Origin of the sequence: Bordetella ansorpii (genome assembly GCF_900078705.1) — a bacterium.
In the GTDB taxonomy this organism is placed as follows: domain Bacteria; phylum Pseudomonadota; class Gammaproteobacteria; order Burkholderiales; family Burkholderiaceae_B; genus Bordetella; species Bordetella ansorpii_A.
In genome coordinates, this window is sequence record NZ_FKIF01000006.1 from 674,331 (window position 1) to 691,919 (window position 17,589).

The window sequence follows — 17,589 nt, forward strand, 5'->3', positions numbered from 1 at the left end:
GAACCGGCAGGCGGAAGTGCCCTGCCCGGCGGCGCCCGCCTGGCCAGACGCCGGGCAATGCCTGCGCAGCCGCTGCTACGCCTTGGTCGCGCCCGGCCGCAAGGCCAGCCGGTAGGCGTTCGGCGTGGCGCCGACGCTGGCGCGGAAACGGTGGCTGAAATGGCTGACGTTGGCATAGCCGCACCGCGCGGCCACCTCGGCCAGCGGCAATGCCGTGGCGCTCAGCAGCCCGCGGGCCCGGTCCACGCGCGCCTGGGCGATCCAGGCGTGCGGCGGCAGGCCGAACGACACGTGGAACATGCGCGCCAGATGGAACTCGGACAACGCCGCCACCTCGGCCAGGTCGCCCAGCGTCAGCGACTGGGTGAGGTGCGCGTCGATGTAGTCGCGCAGGCGGCGGCGCACCGCCACCGACAGGCCGCCTTTGGGCGCGGCGCCGGACCGCGTCATGCTCTGGCCGCGCAGCAGCAGGCTGAGCGCCTCGTGCGCGGTCTGGTTGGCGCGCAGGCGGCCGTCGGCGTCGTCCCAGTCGAAACCGGCCAGCGACCGGCACAGCTCGGCCAGTTGCCCGTCCTCGAAATAGGTGCGGTCGGCCAATGTCAACTCGCGCGGCTCGCGGTCCAGTTCGATCACCGCCCGGCGGGTGAAATGCTCGGGCAGGAAGTACAGGTGCATGAAATGCATGTAGCCGCGCACCCACCAGCGCGACTCGTGCTCGCCCGGCAGCGTGCACAGCTTGCTGGGCGCGCCATGGCCCGGCACGCGTTGGCGCTCGGTACGGTAGCCCCCGTCCAGGTAGCACGACAGCGTGTGATGCCCCGGCTTCACGTAGATGGTTTCCGCCTCTTCGGTCTGGCGCGTCCAGATGGCCACGGCCAGTTGGTCGCCCAGCCAGGCGAAGCGTTCCAGCCTGGCGTCGGCGGATCCCAGGGCATGACAGACCGACTGCAGGCCGAAGGGCGGCAGGTCGGCGGGCGCGGCAACGGATTCGGCGGAGTTCACGGAATGACAGGCAGGGCAGGCGATACCAGACAGTATAGGGACGCGGCGCCCCTGCCGGGCGGGCCGGCGGCGACAAAAGCGCAAGCCTGGACAATCGCGGTGGCCGGGGCAGGCACAGAATCGCCATCCCTGAAGCCGTTCGTCCCGCCATCTGCCATGAACCTCGCCCTCTACCTGCTGACCGTCCTGATCTGGGGCACGACCTGGATCGCCATCAAGTGGCAGATCGGCGTGGTGCCCCCGCCGGTGTCCATCGGCTGGCGCTTCGGCATCGCGGCACTGGTGCTGTTCGCCCTGCTGCGGCTGCTGCGCCGCCCCATTCTGCCGCCCGCGGGCGCATGGCGCTTCCTGGTGGCGCAGGGCCTGGCGCTGTTCTGCCTGAATTTCCTGTGTTTCTACTACTCGGAACACTACGTGGCCAGCGGCCTGGTCGCCGTGGTGTTCTCGCTGGCGCCGCTGTTGAACGCCATCAACGGCCGCCTCTTCATGGGCCGGCCGCTGCAGCCGCAGGTCATCGCCGGCGCCCTGCTGGGCCTGGCGGGCATCGGCGCGCTGTCGATCCAGCAGATGGCGGGCCACCTGGACGACTCGGACACCTGGCTGGGCATGGGCCTGGCGGTGCTGGGCACCTTGTGCTTCTCCACCGGCAACCTGCTGTCCACGCGCATGTCGGCCATGGGGCTGCATCCGCTGACGGCCAACGCATGGGCCATGCTGGTGGGGGCCTCGGTGCTGACGCTGGGCAGCCTGGCCGCCGGCCTGCCCCTGGGCCTGGACACCGACGCCCGCTACCTGGGCGCCCTGCTCTACCTGGCGATTCCCGGATCGGTGATCGGTTTCACGGCCTACCTGACGCTGGTGGCGCGCATCGGGCCGGAGCGCGCCGCATACTGCACGGTGCTGTTCCCGTTCGTGGCGCTGGCCGCGTCCACACTGTTCGAGGGCTATCAATGGTCGCCCCTGGCCGTACTCGGCCTGGCGCTGGTGGTGGCCGGCAACCTGGTGGTGTTCGGGGCGCCGGGCAGGATCGCGTCATTTGTGTCAGCGCGCCGGAGACGCTGCTTCGTCGAGTAGGTCTTTCGAATGAAGCGTCAATAGCGGCTGAAAGCTGGCTACGTGATTTGACGCAGTACCAATTGCCGCAACAGCCGCCTCACGGTCGAGACCTCACTTGGAGCAGCCCTGCCTCCGATGTATCCAGATAACGCGCGCAAAAGCTTCCTATCAACTTCTGCGTCTATTTGCGGTGCCACATGTTGGGCCACAAGAGGAGTCTGTTGCCTGCTGAAAAAAGGCCTAACTACTCTATCAAGTAGCGCTTGATCATCCAATGGAACAGGAGCACTAATAGCGGCAGGAGGAAGGACGCTCGCGGAGCCAGTTGCCCCCGCTCCAGATGCGGCATTAACTGAAACCTGCTGCGGATTAGAAGACGGAGAAGCAATGGCACCGAGCGCAGGACTCTGGGAGGTTGCAGTCATCCCACCTGCGACCGCCGCTCCAGAACTCTGTGCACCAAGTCGATTCGATCTACGTCGGTATGTCAGATAGGGAGAAACGTCCGAAACACCAGCAACGATATGGCGATCTGCTAGTAACAATAGCTCAGGATTTTGGCTAGGCACTATATTGGGGGCGGCAATACCAAGAATTGCAACACGCACACCCTTCTTTTGGGCAAGCTCCACTCCAATCGCAATGTCGCCATCTCCCGTCACGAGAAGTGCGTCGCATATCGCGTGGTTTGAAGCCAATTCAATTAGATCAGTGACGATCTTTGAATCTACCCCTTTCTGCTGACCAGTACCGTTCACTGTACCGGCACGAAACTGCACATCGTCTACTTCACTAATTTTTCTGTGCTCTGTGGTCATGGCTCCATTGCGAACGCCATCGTACCAATACACTCTGAGCAAATTAGAGTTCTGAAGCGAACGTGAAGCGACCCCTATCAAATACTGAACTAATCCAGAATGATCGGTTATATCGACTTCTGAGCGTTGTTGCGAACCTCCTGCGCTTAGCACCTTAGCTGCCTGAGAGAGCAGATAGCCAGCATCGACAAAAATAGCAAGACGATCCATCGTAGCCTCGAAAAGCAAAGCCCCCGACGTAGCGGGGGCCCTAAGCCGGCTGTCACGGTATGCACTTAAAGTGAACAGCTGGGACCCAAATTCTAACCAGCACCCACGGCGAAGTCAAGAAATTCTTTACCAACGCATCCGAATCGAGTGCCAGTAGGCATTTTTTTACCAACTGGCAGCACAACTCAAGAGCACGGGGCGGATTTCTCCGACACATTCACCCTGACGCCTTACCGGATCAGTCTTCCTTCAGGCAATCCACGTAGTAGCGCTTGCTGCCGTCCGGCGCCGCTTCTTCGGCCAAGCCGTGGATGTAGGTCTCGAAGCCCGGGAAGCGCGAGTTGAACTCGCGGGCGAACTGCAGGTACTGGACGATGGTGCGGTTGAAGCGCTCGCCCGGGATCAGCAGCGGGATGCCCGGGGGATACGGCGTCAGCAGCACGCCCGTCACGCGGCCTTCCAGTTCGTCGATCGCCACGCGCTCGACCTCGCGGTGCGCCATGCGGGCGAAGGCGTCGGACGGCTTGAGGGCCGGCACCATGTCGCTCAGGTACATCTCGGTGGTCAGGCGGGCCACGTCGCGCTCGCGGTAGGCTTCGTGGATCTGCTGGCACAGGTCACGCAGGCCCATGCGCTCGTAGCGGCGATGATCGCGGCAGAACTCGGGCAGGATGCGCCACAGCGGCTGGTTGCGGTCGTAGTCGTCCTTGAACTGCTGCAACGCGGTCAGCAGCGTGTTCCAGCGGCCCTTGGTGATGCCGATGGTGAACAGGATGAAGAACGAATACAGGCCGGTCTTCTCGACCACCACGCCGTGCTCGGTCAGGTACTTGGACACCAGCGCGGCCGGGATGCCGGTCTCGCCGAAGCTGCCCGACATGTCCAGGCCCGGGGTGATGACCGTGGCCTTGATCGGGTCCAGCATGTTGAAGCCTTCGGCCATCTCGCCGAAGCCGTGCCAGTGGTCGTTGGCCTCCAGGATCCAGTCGTCGCGGTGGCCGATGCCCTCCGGCGGCAGGCGGTTGGGGCCCCAGACCTTGAACCACCAGTCGTTCTTGCCGAACTCGGATTCCACTTTGCGCATGGCGCGGCGGAAGTCCATGGCTTCGCGGATGCTTTCCTCGACCAGCGCGGTGCCGCCCGGGGGCTCCATCATGGCCGCGGCCACGTCGCACGACGCGATGATCGCGTACTGCGGCGACGTCGAGGTGTGCATCAGGTACGCCTCGTTGAAGATGTTGCGGTCGAGCTTGCGCGTCTCGGATTCCTGCACGATGATCTGCGAGGCTTGCGAGATGCCGGCCAGCAGCTTGTGCGTCGAGTGCGTGGCGAACACCATGCCTTCCTTGCGGCGCGGGCGGTTCTCGCCGATGGCGTGCATGTCCTGGTAGTACTCGTGGAACGACGCGTGAGGCAGCCAGGCTTCGTCGAAGTGCAGCGTGTCGACGTAGTCGCCCAGCTTTTCCTTGATCATCTCGACGTTGTAGATCACGCCGTCGTAGGTGCTCTGCGTCAGCGTCAGGATGCGCGGGTTCTTGTTCACCGCTTCGCGGGCGAAGGGGTTGGCCTCGATCTTCCTGCGGATGTTCTCGGGGTCGAACTCTTCCAGCGGGATGGGGCCGATGATGCCCAGGTGGTTGCGGGTGGGCCGCAGGAACACCGGGATCGCGCCCGTCATCGTGATGGCGTGCAGGATCGACTTGTGGCAGTTGCGGTCGACCACGACCACGTCGCCGGCGGCCACGTTGGCATGCCACACGACCTTGTTGGAGGTGGACGTGCCGTTGGTGACGAAGAAGCAATGGTCGGCATGGAAGATGCGGGCGGCGTTCAGCTCGGACTCCGCCACCGGGCCGGTGTGGTCCAGCAGCTGGCCCAGTTCGTCCACGGCGTTGCACACGTCGGCGCGCAGCATGTTCTCGCCGAAGAACTGGTGGAACATCTGGCCCACGGGGCTCTTCAGGAACGCGACGCCGCCCGAGTGTCCGGGGCAGTGCCACGAGTACGAGCCTTCCTGGGCGTACTCGACCAGTTCGCGGAAGAACGGCGGCGCCAGGCCGTCGACGTAGCTGCGGGCTTCGCGGATGATGTGGCGGGCCACGAATTCGGGGGTGTCCTCGAACATGTGGATGAAGCCGTGCAGCTCGCGCAGGATGTCGTTCGGGATGTGCTCGGACGTGCGCGTCTCGCCGTACAGGTAGATCGGGATGTCGGCGTTGCGGAAACGCAGTTCGCCGATGAACGAACGCAGGTTCTTGATGGCGCTGGCCACGTCCTCGGGCGACGAGTCGTCGAATTCCTCATCGTCGATCGACAGGATGAACGCGCTGGCGCGGCTCTGCTGCTGGGCGAACGAACTGAGGTCGCCGTAGCTGGTCACGCCGAGCACCTCGACGCCCTCGGCCTCGATGGCCGACGCCAGGGCGCGAATACCCAGACCCGAGGCATTCTCGGAGCGGTAGTCTTCGTCGATGATGAAAATGGGGAAGCGGAATTTCATGCGGGCGCTCCAGGGCAAGGCGTGACGCGAGGGAGGATGGGCCGGCGGCCCGCCGTGGGGATGCAAGGCAGGCTTGGGTCAAAACGGACGCGAGTGTACTGCGAGAACAGGACGTGCTGTTGACAGCGGGGATAGGGCCGCCACGCCGCGCCTTCGGCTTGCTGCCCCCCAAGGGGGCTTCTTTGCCTTGTGGCGGCCCGGCGGCGAAAAGCGCTCCGGTCGAACGCGATGGGACAAAGCCGCGTCAACGAACCAGCTCGGGCCGGTCGGCCTGGACGGCGTCGACGTAACGGGCGTAGAGGTCCGACAGCGGTTCCGGCTGGGCGCCGGCCAGGTTGCGCTCGACACGTGAAATGGCGCACAGGCAGATCTCGCACTGCGGGTCGCCGGTGACCAGCACGACGGGATCGTCGTCATCGCACACCTCGTAGATGCCGCCCTGGTGGCGCCGCGCCACCTCGTACAGGTAGGCAGCCATGCCCACGCGCTGCAAAGGAGTGAGTTCGAGAGCGCCATCGCGCACCCGGGCCGCCGCGGCATCCAGGCGGATGACGCTACCCGGGCTGAAGTCGTAGGCGGCCCGCTCGGCAGGCTCGACGGCCAGCAGGAAGGCATCGGCCGCGGCGCTCACCTTCTGGACGAATTCGTCCTGCACCTGCGGGTCGACATATCGGACCTGGGTCTTGTTGAGGAAACCGAACATGGGTCTGGCTCCTGCGCGGCACACCACGCGACTCGACGAATCCATTATAAGTACCGGGTCGACACGGCACACCCCGCGCGGCGGGGCGGTACGCGGTCTTGCAGGATTTCCGCCCCCGGAGCCATACTGGAGACGCCCCAGTGGCCTGATGCGCCTACAAACAGAAAAACACGCGCGCACCCCGTTGCATCGCCGCGTTGCGCCTGTGCAACGCCAGGACGGCGTGGAGCGGGTGGGCGTCAATGTGCGGCTATACCTGTTGCGCAAGCCCGCCGGGTCGCGCGCGGCGGGCACGGCCTGTGCGTCCTGCAACTCAGCGCGCGCGGCCATGACGCCGTCGCCACCCCATCCATCCAGGAGGAAATGCCATGACCCAAGCCCCCGCCGGACCCGCCCGCATCGTCCCGTGCCTGCGCTACCGCAACGCCCGCGCCGCCATCGAATGGCTGGAGCAGGCCTTCGGCTTCTCGGCGCACCTGGTCGTGCCCGGCCCGGCAGACACCATCCTGCACGCCCAGCTGACGCTGGGCAACGGCATGATCATGCTGGGCTCGGTGCTGGACAGCGACTTCGCGCGGAACATGGCGCAGCCCGACGAGATCGGCCACCGCGAGACCCAGAGCGCCTACGTGATCGTGGACGACGCCGACGCGCTCCATGCGCGCGCCAAGGCCGCGGGCGCGACGATCCTGATCGAGATCGCCGATGCCGACTATGGCGGACGCGGCTTCACCTGCCGCGATCCCGAAGGGCACGTATGGAGTTTCGGGACGTACGATCCCTGGCAGTCATAGGGCGGGCCTTGTCCGGGCCACGTTGGGTGTGGCATCGTATGCCCCACCATGCCGACTTCCACCGCCGTGCAGTTCCTGCCCGTCACAGACGACGATTTCGATGCCCTGACCGCCCTGCGCGGCAGCGAATCCAATGCCTTCTACCTGCGCTGCGGCTTCGTCCAGACGGGCGAAGAAGAGTGGGACATCCACTACGAATACCGGCGCTGACGCGGCGCCATGTGGACAACTTGACGCCGGCCCCGGCCCGCCGGACCGTTTGAAGGCGCGCCACGCCCGATTCCGCGGCGCGCCTGTGGACAACCTCAACGCGGCAGCGACGATCCGCCGCACACCGCCAGGTCCTGCCCGGTGATCGCGGCGACCGCGTCCGACAGCAGGAACCCCACCGTCGCCGCGATTTCATCCGGCTGGATCAGCCGGCCGATGGGAGGCAGCCGGGGCGCGCTGGCCGCCCGCGCGGGATCAGCCAGCATGCCGGTCTGCGTGGCGGCGGGCGACACCACGTTGACCGTGACCCCGCTTGCCGCCAGCTCGGCCGCCCAACTGCGCGCCAGGGCCACCAGCGCCGCCTTCGAGGCCGCGTACAGGCTGCGTCCGGGCATGCCCTGCGCCACCCGGCTGCCGATCAGCACGACCCTGCCCCGCCCGCTGCCCGACAAGGCCGGCAGCAGACCCTGCGCCAACCGCACCGCGGCGTCCACGTGCAGGGTCCACATCCGCAGGCCGTCGGCCGGATTCAGGTCCCGCAGCGTGCCCACCCGCAACACGCCGGCGCAATGCACCAGGGCTCTGGCGTCCTGCAGCCCTTGCAGCGTCCGGGCCGTGGCATCGGCATCGCACAGGTCAACGGCGACGTGCCGGTAGGCGGGATGCGCGAGCGAGGACGCTCCCAGGTCCAGTCCGGCCACCCGCCAGCCATCCGCCAGCAGGTGCCGCACGATGGCCAGGCCGATACCGCCAGCCGCGCCAGTCACCACGGCAAGGCCATGATCGGCCGATCGCGGCCCGGCCCCGCCACTGGCCTCGTCATTCGACACGGATGCCCTCTTCGTCGATCAGGCGCTTGGCGGCGGCCATGTCCTCGCGCTGGAAGCGCGCGAAATCCTCGACGCTGCCCGGGGTGATCAACAGGCCCAGCCTGGTGTACTTCGCCTGGATGTCGCCGCCCAGCGCCTTGTTCACCTCGGTGTTCAGCTTCTGCACGATCCCGGGCGGCGTGCCGGCCGGCGCCCACAGGCCGTACCAGCTGTAGTACTGGTAGCCCGGCAGGGTCTCGCTGACGGTCGGCACGTCGGGCAGGCTGCCCAGGCGCTTGTCGGCCGTCACCGCCAGGATGCGCAGCATGCCGCTGCGGTAGTACTCCATCGCGCCCAGCACGGGGTCGATGAAACCGTCGATCCGGCCGCCGATCAGGTCCTGGAAGGCCGGCGCCGTACCCTTGTAGGGCACCACCATGTAATCCATGCCGCCCAGGCGCTTGAGCAGCGCGGTGGACAGGTGGCCGGCCGAGCCGATCGAGCCCACGGCGAACGTCAGCTTGCCCGGATTGGCCTTGGCGTACTTCAGCAGGTCGGCCAGGTCCTTCACGGGCAAGTCCTTCCGCACCGACACCGACAGCGGCGCCTTGGCGGCCATGGCCACCGGCACGAAGTCCTTCTCCACCTTGAACGGCACCGAGGTCATCGTCATCGGCGCGGTCACGAAGGTGGAGGCGCTGAACAGCAGCGTATAGCCATCCGCCTTCGACCGCGCCACCACGTCGGCGCCGATGGTGCCGTTGCCGCCCGCGCGGTTCTCCACCACCACGTTCTGGCCGGTCTGGTCGCTGAGCTGCTTGGCCACGTCGCGGCCCAGCGCGTCCAGCGTACCGCCCGGCGGAAAAGGAATCACCATCCGGATCGGGCGCTCGGGATAGCCCGCCGCGTGGACGGTCGCGGCGCCCACCAGCGGCAGTGCGCACAGCGCGTACGACAGCAACTTCTTCAGCATGATTTGTCTCCGTTATCTATTTTGGATCGGCAAGGCGTGGGACACCACGCCCGCCGTTTTTCCCGCCGTACTCGTACTGCCTGCTGCTCAACGCTTGAGCAAACCCGCCTGCTGCAATGCGGCACGCAGGGCCTGCACTTCCTGCTCGTCCGGAGATTCGGTGGGCGGACGCACCGTGGCGTCGTCCAGCACGCCGGCCAGATACATGCCCATCTTCATGCGGGCGTGGGCCTCGCCAGTAGGTTCGCCACCGCCGTACACCGCGTCCTTCAACGGGGTGATCACGGCCTGCACCGCCTGCGCGCGGCGCAGGTCGCCCGCCTTGACCGCTTCCCACAGATCGATGATCAGTTGCGGGATGAACGTCGCGAAGCCCACCAGCGCGCCGTCCACGCCCTGCACCATCGAGGCCAGCAGGTATTCGTCGTGGCAGGTCAGGATGGCCTTCCCGGGGTTGGCCTCGCGCATCGCCTGGATGTCGCGCGCATACTTGTTCATGTCGCGCTGGCCCACCTTGAAGGCCTGCACGTAGGGCAGCCGGGCCAGGTCGGCCAGCAGTTGCGAGGAGTACGCCGCGCGCGTCCAGGCGGGATACACGTGGCAGACCAGGTCCAGGTCGGGCGCGGCCTGGTGGATGGCCTGGAAATACTGCAGGGCGTGGCCCGACGTGAAACCGAAGCGCAGCCAGTGGTGGGGCGGCATCACGTCCAGCGCGGCGGCGCCGGCCTCGCGGGCCATGCGGGCCTGCTCGGCGGCGTCGGCGATCCCTTCGCAGACCAGCGACGAGATCACCGGCAGGCGGCCGCGCAGTTCGTCGGCCACGATGCGAGTCACCTGGGCGCGCTCGGCCGGGGTCAGCGAGAACACTTCGCCGGTGTGGCCGTTGGTCATCACCGCCACCACGCCATCGTGGTCCGCCAGCCAGGAGGCCAGCTTGCGCAACGCGGGTTCGTCGATGCGGTGATCCGGGGTGAAGGGGCACGAAATAGCGGGAATGATGCCGCGATAGTTCGCGATGGAAGCCATGCTTGTCTCCGAGTGTGGTTAGGGCCTGGCCACGCGGCAGGGAATCTGCGTGAACGGACCTCAGCAATCTGGAAGCTATGATCGGGCAGGGCGTGCAAGACCGTCCAATACCGCAATCGCATAGAACTATTTCCATAGCGGAGCACAGCATGGGACCCGGAAACCGTCCGTTGGACATGGAATGGCTGGAGGATTTCTGCGCACTGGCGCAGACCGGCAGTTTCTCGCGCGCCGCCGAGGCGCGGGCCATCGCCCAGCCAGCCTTCAGCCGGCACATCCGGGCACTGGAAGAATGGGTCGGCGTCGACTTGTTCGACCGCAGCGCCCACCCCACCGAACTGACCGCCGCCGGCCGCAAGTTCCGCCCCCTGCTGCTGCAGGTGCTGGCCGACCTGGAGGCCGCCCGCATCAAGGCCCGCGCCGCCCAGGCGCAGTCGGAAGCCAGCCTGCGCTTCGCCGCCACCCATTTCCTGTCATTGACGTTCTTTCCGCGCTGGCTGGTCAGCCTGGAGGCCCTGTTCGCCATCGGTCCCATCCAGACCATGTCCGACAGCTTCCAGTCGTGCGCCGACCTGATGGCCCAGCGCCGCGCGCAGTTCCTGCTGTGCCACCGCCACGCGGGCGTGCCCAACCGCATGGACGAACAGGGCTATCCCGTGGTGCGGCTCGATGGCGACGTGCTGATGCCGGTGGGCGCGCCCGCCGGGGATGGCTCGGCGCGCCATCTGGTGGACCACGACGCCCCCGTGCCGCTGCTGTCGTATGGGCCGGCGTCGGGGCTGGGGCGCATCGTCGACCATCAGTTGAAGCAGGCCGGCAAGACGGCCGACCGGTTCCGCGAGACCTTCGTCGCGCATCATGCCGCCCTGCTGCGCTCGATGGCGCTGCAAGGCCGCGGCATCGCATGGCTGCCCGGCGAACTGGTGAAAGAGGATCTGGCGCAAGGGCGCCTGTGCCGGGCCGGCGGTCCGCAATGGGACATCCCGGTGGACATCTGCCTGTACCGGCAACCCAGCGAACTGGCGCCCGTGGCCGAGAAGCTGTGGGAAGCGGTGGCGGCGGCAGGCAAGACGCCCGCCGCCTGACACGGCCGGCCTAGGTACGCGGCAGCGTGACGCCGCGCTGGCCCTGGTACTTGCCGCCACGATCGCGGTACGAGGTCTCGCAGATCTCGTCGCTTTCCAGGAACAGCATCTGGGCGCAGCCCTCGCCGGCGTAGATCTTGGCGGGCAGCGGCGTGGTGTTGGAGAACTCCAGCGTGACGTGCCCTTCCCACTCGGGTTCGAGCGGCGTCACGTTGACGATGATGCCGCAGCGCGCGTAGGTGCTCTTGCCCAGGCAGATCGTCAGCACGCTGCGCGGAATGCGGAAATATTCCACCGTGCGGGCCAGCGCGAACGAGTTCGGCGGGATGATGCAGACGTCGCCCTTGAAGTCGACGAACGACTTCTCGTCGAACGCCTTGGGGTCGACGATGGTGGAGTTGATGTTGGTGAAGATCTTGAATTCGTCGGCGCAACGCACGTCGTAGCCGTAGCTGCTGGTGCCGTAGCTGACGATGCGCTCGCCGTTGGCCATGCGGACCTGGCCGGCCTCGAAGGGTTCGATCATGCCGGCCTCGGAGGCGCGGCGGATCCAGCGGTCGCTTTTGATGCTCATGGTGAAAATCCCGAATGAATGGGGCGTATTTTATCCGTTCGCCGGAAATCGCCCCCTGGACTCAATCGTCCCACAATACCCGGTACACCAGCGCCAGCCCGTTCACGCCGCCGCCCTTGAGGTCCAGCGACAGCCCGCGCGCCAGCCGGTAACTGACCCGGCCGACGGTCTCGCTGCCCGCCAGCGCCTGCTCGACACTGAGCGTGATGCCATTGGAGAAGCGCTTGCTGCCCACGATGAACTGGGTGGCCAGCTCGCTGTCGCTGTCCCGGTTGACGTCGCCCGCCACCGTGCGGTCGGGCAGCAGGCTGCCCGAGCTGCCCAGCGAACCGGTGCGCACGCTGACGTCGTCCAGCCCGAACTGCTTGTAGAACGGCTCGCCGCCGCCCAGCAGCGCGGTGCCGACCGACAGCAGCAGCGCCGTGTCGTTGCCGCCCTCGTCGGGGCCGCGGCCCAGCACCAGCCACGACAGTTTCTCGACGTCGCTGACATCGGGATAGGACACCAGGTCGATGCGCGGCCGCTGGGCCGTGCCCGACACCTTCACGCCCGCCTCGACCTGTTCGCCGGTGCGCAGGGCCTCGATGTCCAGCAACGGGTTCTCCAGGCGCCCCTGGAAGGTCAGCACGCCGCGGCTCAGGCGCAGCTTCTGCCCGTAGGCCTCGATCCCGCCGCCACGCGTGCGCAGCGCGCCGATGCCCGTCAGGCGGCCATCGTTCATCTGGATGCGGATGCTGCCCAGCAGGCCCGCGTCCAGGCCCATGCCGGTGATGTAGAAGCGCGGCCCCATGTCGAACTTCACGTCCATGCCGATCTGCATCGGGCTGCTGGCCGCCTGCTTTTCTTCCCCCGCCCGCACGACGCGCACGTCGTCGTCCAGCGTGGGCACACCCTGCAGGATCTCCAGGCTGACCCAGCCGGCGTCGGCCGTCAGGTCGCCGGTCAGCGTCAGGCGCGGCAGCGCGGCGTCCAGCGTCACCGTGCCGGACACCATGCCGTAGCGGTCGGAGCGCTGCAGCACCGGGAAGCGATGCACCTTGACGTCGATCTTGCCCCGCGACTCGCTCAGCAGCCACTGGCCGCTGGCGTCGATGTAGCCGTTCTTGGCGTCTTCGTTGGTGGACACCCATTCGCGCGTACGCCACTCGGCCGGCATCACGCGCAGCACGGCGGGAAAGCGCAGCGAGTTCAGGATGAAGCGGTCGCCATCGAGGCGCGCGTCCAGCGTGCCGTCGATCAGGCGCACGCCGTCGTCCACTCGCACCACGCGCAGCTTCTGGCCGCGCACCGTGCCGGTGGCGGTCCAGCCGCCGGCCAGCGTGCCCTGGGCCTGCAGGCTGGCGTCGATTTCGCCGCCGACCTCCAGCGCGTCGCCCGTGAACAGGCCCACCCAGGCCAGATCGTCGATGTCGGCGTCCAGGCTGGCGCGGATCGGCTGGCGTTCGTCCAGGCCCAGACCGGCCAGCATGGCATTGGCCTGGCCCCGGATCGTGCCCATTTTCTCGGTGCGCACGTCCAGCGTGGCCGCCAGGCGGCTGGCGCCGCCGCTGGTGGGCGTGGCGGTCAGGTCCAGCGCCAGTTGTCGCAGGCCCAGCGGAATCGGCGGATCGCCGGGAATGCGCAGATCGCCGTCGCGCCGCGAGACATGCACCTTGCCGCCCAGCGCCCCCGCGAAGCGCAGGTCCCAGGTGGCGTCCAGCGCGATGCGGCGCGGGCCTCGCACGGCGGCGTTCACCCGATTGGCTTCGCGCTGGGCGTCGGCTTCGAGCGAGGCCGGATCGAGCGCGCGGCGCAGTTGCGTGACCATGTCGGCATTGATGACCAGATTGTCGGCCTGGCCCGCCGTTTCCCAACGGCCGGCGCCCGCGCGCGAGCCGCCATGGGCCAGCACGATGCGCTGCCTGTCCGGAAAGGTGACGGCCAGCACCGTGGCGCCCACCTGGGTCTGCCAGGCCGGCGCGGCGGCGCCGGGCAGATAGGCCAGCGTCATGGGCTTTTCGATGGCCAGGGCAAAGCCCGCGCTGGAGGCATCCAGGCGCGCCAGCGTGCCGCGGTAGCCGACAAGAGAGGCGGTGGAAGCGCTTTGGCCCGCAGCCGCTTGCCCCGTGCCCCAGCCGCCATCCAGCGCCAGCCTGGCCTGCGCGGGCGCACGGCCCAGTTGCCCGGCGCGGCTGTTGGCCGGCGTATACGCGGCTTCCAGCGTGGCGCGATGGCGCGCGACGGTGCCGTCCACCTTGGCCTGCAACCTCGCGCCGCCCGGCACGTCCGGCCAGAAGGCGTCCAGGCGCGGCGCGGCGGCATCCAGCGTCAGGTTGCCGTTCTCGGCGCCCATGCTGCCCTTGGCCCGCACGCGGTTGGGCCCCAGTCGCAGGTCGACGTCCACGCCGTCGATGCGCCAGCCGGCGGGAAGGCCGGGGGATTGCGCGGCGGGCTTTTCGGCGGCGGCGGGCGTGCCCGGCGAACCTTCGGCGGGTTGGCCGCCGGCGGTGGCGGCTGCGCCAGCCGGCGCGGTTCCCGCAGAGGTGGCCTGCGCGACCTGCGCCGCCAGGACCTGCCGCGCCTGGGCGTCGATCGCCAGATGCCCGCTGGCCTTGCCCGACAGGGGCTGGCCGTTCCAGCGGCTGCCCTCATCGATGTTCAATTCCACGTCGGCGCGGCGCAGGATCTTCATGTCGGCGACCTCGGCAACGACCGACGCGCGCGCGGTCAGCAGCGCCCCCGGCATGCCGGGTCCCAGCAGCCCGCCAAGATCGAAGTGCTCGGCCCGCAGGCTGGCCAGCAGGCGCTCCACGCCGGGCTGGCTCTCGACCGCCTGACGATCCAGCGTGGCCGCCAGCGCGGGCTTGCCGTCGCGCTGCACGTCGATGGTGGCATTGCGCACCGGCATGGCATCCGACGGCGCCAACAGCGCCTGGGCCAGCAGCGTCAAACGGCCGCCCTTGGCCTGCAGCACGGCGCGGATCTCGTCCAGCGAACCATTGGCTTCGGCCCGCAACTGCACGGGGCAGGCGGTATAGGCCGGCCGGGGCGGCGCCGGTCGCGCGGCCCCCGATGCGGCGGCGCCAGCCCCGGAGGACTCCCCGCCGGACGCGGCAGGCTGCCCTGCGCCGGGATGGGCGGCATCGGCCTCGCCGTCCTTCGCCGTGGCCTTCGATGCCGACGCGCCCGGTTTGCCGCCCTTGCCTGGCGCGGCAGCCGCCTTCTTCGGCGCCTCGCTTTCGGCCGCGCCGGCCATGCCACCGCGCGCCCACACGGCATCCACGCACAGTGGCGAATCCGGTCCCGCGCCAAACGCATCCACGTCCAGCTGCACGCCGAACGGCCACGGCGCCGCCAACTTCGCCAGCGTCGCGGTGCCGCGCACGTCGGCCTCGGCCAGCTCGTGGCCCACGCGCAGGCGGGTGATCCGCACGCGCGCGCCATCCGCGCCGCCATCCAGGCTGGCGTTCAGGTCGGCCACCGACACCGGCAACGCCTGGCCGTCCTGCGTCAGCGAGAAAGCGCCGACCGCCAGGCGATCGACCGCGACCTCGCCGGGCAGCACCAGTTCGGTGAAGGGCGCGCCAGGGGGCTGGTCGGCGGCCGGCGGCTGCGTGACCAGCGCCACCCGCGCCGCATCGGCCGACAGCTCGCGCACATGCAGCTTGCGCCGCCACAACGCCCGCCAGTCCACGTCCAGCCGCAGGGCGGTCAATTCGACGTCGGTGCCCGGCAAGGCGACGCGCAGATGCGCGATGCGCAGATCGTCCAGCACGCTGCCTTCGATCCCCTCGGCCGTGCCGTCCAGTTGTTCGACGGCCGTGGACAACAGCAGGCGCGTGCCGCTGGGCGTGCCCAGCAGCCAGAGCGAAAAACCCAGCGCCACCACCAGCAACATCAACGTGCTCGGCAGGAGCCACACCAGGCAGAAGCGCAGCAGTGCGTACAGCCGTCGTTTCAAAACGCGATCCCGAGAGAGAAGTGCAGGCGCAGGTCACGCTCGCGCTGGCCGTACGCCACGTCCAGGAACAGCGGTCCGGCCGGCGTGCGCACGCGCGCGCCCACGCCGTAGCCCAACGCGACGTCCATGCCGCCGAACGACTGGGCGGCGTCGCCCGCGTCGACGAAGAAGCCGATGCCGAAGCGCTCGTCGAAATAATGGTCGTACTCGACGCTGGCCACGGCCAGGGTCGCGGCGCCCACGACGGCGCCGTCACGGCGCTCGCCGATGCTCTGATAGCGATACCCCCGGATGGACCTCGCGCCGCCCGCGCGGAACCCGAAGTCGTCCGGCACGCGCACGTCCGCGTTGGACCAGATCTTGCCGACCTCGCCCCGCAACGTCAGCACGTCGCGCGCGCCTATCGGCCACCACTTCTGGCCGCGCAACCGCAGCCGGGTATAGGGCTCGCCGGAATTCAGCACCACGCCCACGCCGCCGCCCACCGCGATCAGGTTGCCCTCGCGCGGGTCGTACTTGCTGTCCACGTCGCGCCGCAGCCATTCGGCCGTCAGCGTGCCCGTGGGCAGGTCGTAGGTATCCCCGCCGTCGATCTTCACATGGTCCTGCGCCAGCAGGGCGCCCCAGCGCGTCTCGTATTCGACGCGGCTGTCGCCCGCGCCCTTGCGCTCCTGCAGGCGCGTGGCGCCCAGCGCGAAACGCGTCACCTGCAGGCCTTCGATGTCGGAACGGTCGGCCAACACCCCGACGGAGTCCTTGCGGCCGCGCGAATCCGGCGGCAAGAGGAAATCCGCGTAGGCACGCTGGCGCAGGCGGTCCACGCTGGCCCCCGTCTCCATGGTCAGCGGCTGGCCGAACACCACGTTCTGCCGGTAGGTGCCCTCCACGCGCAAACCCGCCTCGTCGTCGACACCGATGGACGCGGCGGCGCGCTTGGCCGGCGATTCGACCACGCGCACCTGCACGGGCAGCGTGATCTCCCCATCGGAATCGGGACGCTTGCCGCCCTGCGAGGGCGGCTTGGGCCCGCCCGCCACGGCGGGATCGCCGGCGGGCGCGGCAGCCGCCGCCTTGGTGTCGGCGGGACGGCGCAACTCCTCGGGCGTGGCATCCAGCGCCACCGTATCGAGCGACACGAAGGCGCCGCGGAAGAACGCGGTGGATTGCAGTTCCTGCTGCCACTGGTCCAGCTGTTCCTGGCGGTACGGCTGTCCCTGCGAATAATCGACATAACGGCCGATCAGCCTTTCCGGCACGCGCTCCAGGCCCTCGATCTTCAGCGCGCCCATCCGCACCAGCGGACCGCTGTCGATGGCCACCCGCAGACGCACGCGCGCCGTCTCGGCATCGACCTCGGCGGACGAGCCCGACAGGCGCGCCAGCAGGAAGTCGCGATCCTGCACCGACTGCAGCAGATCGGACTTGGCCTTGTTCCAGTCGGCATTGATGAAGGGCTTGCCCTGCTGGAGCGTCCAGCCCTTGCGCCAGCCTTCGATGCGCTCGGCGTACTCGGGACGCGTGACGCGGCCGGTGAACTGCAGGTCGACGGAATCGATCTGCGCGCGCGGGCCGGGCTCGATGACGATGTCCCAGGTGTCGCCGCCCACGTCGGTGCCGGGCGCCAGCGTGACCTTCGGCGTGAAGTAGCCCTGCGTGGCCAGCGCGGCCAGCGTGGCGTCGCGCGCGCGGCGGCGCAGCCGGCTGGCTTCGCCGCCGTCCTGGTCGGCGGCCAGTCGCTTGATGGCGTCGACCGCGGACGTAATGCTTTGCAGCGCCGCGGGCGGCACGCCGCCCGGATCGATGACCACCTCGGGCACCGCCGCGCGCGCAGCGCCCGCGGCAAGCGCCAACACCCCGAAAGCAAGCGAGCGTACAGCCTCGCGCATGCG

Annotated in this window: 14 protein-coding genes; 4 read left to right on the top strand and 10 right to left on the bottom strand. The window is 68.4% G+C overall.

The genetic code is table 11. The features are described 5' to 3' along the window. Positions 1–75: 75 nt before the first annotated feature. Entirely contained in the window at positions 76–1,002 is a 927-nt protein-coding gene (locus A6745_RS29350) for an AraC family transcriptional regulator (protein WP_082853048.1), read from the bottom strand. A 156-nt stretch (positions 1,003–1,158) separates the two neighbouring features. On the opposite strand from A6745_RS29350, the gene A6745_RS29355 reads away from it, so the two are divergent. Next, positions 1,159–2,076, top strand: coding sequence for a DMT family transporter (locus A6745_RS29355; protein ID WP_066127830.1), 918 nt, complete (start codon positions 1,159–1,161; stop codon positions 2,074–2,076). A 38-nt stretch (positions 2,077–2,114) separates the two neighbouring features. Here the strand turns inward: A6745_RS29355 and A6745_RS27875 are convergent, their stop codons facing one another. The 3 genes from A6745_RS27875 to A6745_RS13400 all read right to left on the bottom strand — a co-directional run bounded on the left by A6745_RS27875 (position 2,115) and on the right by A6745_RS13400 (position 6,289). Then, positions 2,115–3,086, bottom strand: coding sequence for an NYN domain-containing protein (locus A6745_RS27875; RefSeq protein WP_082853049.1), 972 nt, complete (start codon positions 3,084–3,086; stop codon positions 2,115–2,117). A gap of 238 nt (positions 3,087–3,324) precedes the next feature. Beyond that, positions 3,325–5,586, bottom strand: coding sequence for an arginine/lysine/ornithine decarboxylase (locus tag A6745_RS13395; RefSeq protein ID WP_066127832.1), 2,262 nt, complete (start codon positions 5,584–5,586; stop codon positions 3,325–3,327). A 244-nt stretch (positions 5,587–5,830) separates the two neighbouring features. Then, positions 5,831–6,289 carry a hypothetical protein gene (locus A6745_RS13400; RefSeq protein WP_066127834.1) on the bottom strand — a complete coding sequence of 153 codons (459 nt, stop codon included), beginning with the start codon at positions 6,287–6,289 and terminating at the stop codon, positions 5,831–5,833. Between the two features lie 368 nt (positions 6,290–6,657). On the opposite strand from A6745_RS13400, the gene A6745_RS13405 reads away from it, so the two are divergent. Together A6745_RS13405 and A6745_RS29700 are read left to right on the top strand one after the other, a co-directional pair. Further along, complete coding sequence (locus A6745_RS13405; RefSeq protein WP_066127836.1) at positions 6,658–7,083, top strand: VOC family protein; 426 nt, start codon at positions 6,658–6,660, stop codon at positions 7,081–7,083. Between the two features lie 48 nt (positions 7,084–7,131). Further along, positions 7,132–7,293: a hypothetical protein gene (locus A6745_RS29700; protein WP_407922730.1), complete on the top strand. Its 162-nt coding sequence runs from the start codon at positions 7,132–7,134 to the stop codon at positions 7,291–7,293. Between the two features lie 95 nt (positions 7,294–7,388). On the opposite strand, the gene A6745_RS13410 is transcribed toward A6745_RS29700, so the two are convergent. The 3 genes from A6745_RS13410 to A6745_RS13420 all read right to left on the bottom strand — a co-directional run bounded on the left by A6745_RS13410 (position 7,389) and on the right by A6745_RS13420 (position 10,101). Continuing rightward, the gene (locus A6745_RS13410; RefSeq protein WP_066127838.1) at positions 7,389–8,123 is read right to left on the bottom strand and encodes an SDR family NAD(P)-dependent oxidoreductase; all 735 of its coding nucleotides are present in this window, start codon (positions 8,121–8,123) and stop codon (positions 7,389–7,391) included. Continuing rightward, on the bottom strand, positions 8,113–9,075 hold the full coding sequence (locus A6745_RS13415) for a Bug family tripartite tricarboxylate transporter substrate binding protein (protein ID WP_066127840.1): 963 nt from the start codon (positions 9,073–9,075) through the stop codon (positions 8,113–8,115). Before A6745_RS13415 ends, A6745_RS13410 begins: the two co-directional genes overlap by 11 nt. 87 nt (positions 9,076–9,162) lie before the next feature. After that, positions 9,163–10,101, bottom strand: coding sequence for a dihydrodipicolinate synthase family protein (locus A6745_RS13420; RefSeq protein ID WP_066127842.1), 939 nt, complete (start codon positions 10,099–10,101; stop codon positions 9,163–9,165). Between the two features lie 149 nt (positions 10,102–10,250). On the opposite strand from A6745_RS13420, the gene A6745_RS13425 reads away from it, so the two are divergent. Next, positions 10,251–11,186, top strand: coding sequence for a LysR family transcriptional regulator (locus A6745_RS13425; protein WP_066127844.1), 936 nt, complete (start codon positions 10,251–10,253; stop codon positions 11,184–11,186). A 10-nt stretch (positions 11,187–11,196) separates the two neighbouring features. Here A6745_RS13425 and dcd read toward each other — a convergent pair whose 3' ends face one another. From dcd to A6745_RS13440, 3 genes are all read right to left on the bottom strand, one after another. Then, a complete protein-coding gene (dcd, locus tag A6745_RS13430; RefSeq protein WP_066127847.1) occupies positions 11,197–11,760 on the bottom strand; it encodes a dCTP deaminase in 564 nt (187 codons plus the stop codon). A gap of 61 nt (positions 11,761–11,821) precedes the next feature. Further along, positions 11,822–15,637, bottom strand: coding sequence for a translocation/assembly module TamB domain-containing protein (locus A6745_RS13435; protein ID WP_066128860.1), 3,816 nt, complete (start codon positions 15,635–15,637; stop codon positions 11,822–11,824). Positions 15,638–15,696: 59 nt separating this feature from the next. Beyond that, on the bottom strand, positions 15,697–17,586 hold the full coding sequence (locus A6745_RS13440; protein WP_066127850.1) for an autotransporter assembly complex protein TamA: 1,890 nt from the start codon (positions 17,584–17,586) through the stop codon (positions 15,697–15,699). Positions 17,587–17,589: the final 3 nt, after the last annotated feature.

Excerpts from the sequence above, each read along its gene's own strand:
- A6745_RS13435 (WP_066128860.1), bottom strand. The coding sequence starts at position 15,637 with ATGTTGCTGGTGGTGGCGCTGGGTTTTTCGCTCTGGCTGCTGGGCACG.
- A6745_RS13425 (WP_066127844.1), top strand. The coding sequence starts at position 10,251 with ATGGGACCCGGAAACCGTCCGTTGGACATGGAATGGCTGGAGGATTTC.
- dcd (WP_066127847.1), bottom strand. The coding sequence starts at position 11,760 with ATGAGCATCAAAAGCGACCGCTGGATCCGCCGCGCCTCCGAGGCCGGC.
- A6745_RS13415 (WP_066127840.1), bottom strand. The coding sequence starts at position 9,075 with ATGCTGAAGAAGTTGCTGTCGTACGCGCTGTGCGCACTGCCGCTGGTG.
- A6745_RS13400 (WP_066127834.1), bottom strand. The coding sequence starts at position 6,289 with ATGTTCGGTTTCCTCAACAAGACCCAGGTCCGATATGTCGACCCGCAG.
- A6745_RS27875 (WP_082853049.1), bottom strand. The coding sequence starts at position 3,086 with ATGGATCGTCTTGCTATTTTTGTCGATGCTGGCTATCTGCTCTCTCAG.
- A6745_RS29355 (WP_066127830.1), top strand. The coding sequence starts at position 1,159 with ATGAACCTCGCCCTCTACCTGCTGACCGTCCTGATCTGGGGCACGACC.
- A6745_RS13405 (WP_066127836.1), top strand. The coding sequence starts at position 6,658 with ATGACCCAAGCCCCCGCCGGACCCGCCCGCATCGTCCCGTGCCTGCGC.
- A6745_RS13395 (WP_066127832.1), bottom strand. The coding sequence starts at position 5,586 with ATGAAATTCCGCTTCCCCATTTTCATCATCGACGAAGACTACCGCTCC.
- A6745_RS29700 (WP_407922730.1), top strand. The coding sequence starts at position 7,132 with ATGCCGACTTCCACCGCCGTGCAGTTCCTGCCCGTCACAGACGACGAT.
- A6745_RS13420 (WP_066127842.1), bottom strand. The coding sequence starts at position 10,101 with ATGGCTTCCATCGCGAACTATCGCGGCATCATTCCCGCTATTTCGTGC.
- A6745_RS13440 (WP_066127850.1), bottom strand. The coding sequence starts at position 17,586 with ATGCGCGAGGCTGTACGCTCGCTTGCTTTCGGGGTGTTGGCGCTTGCC.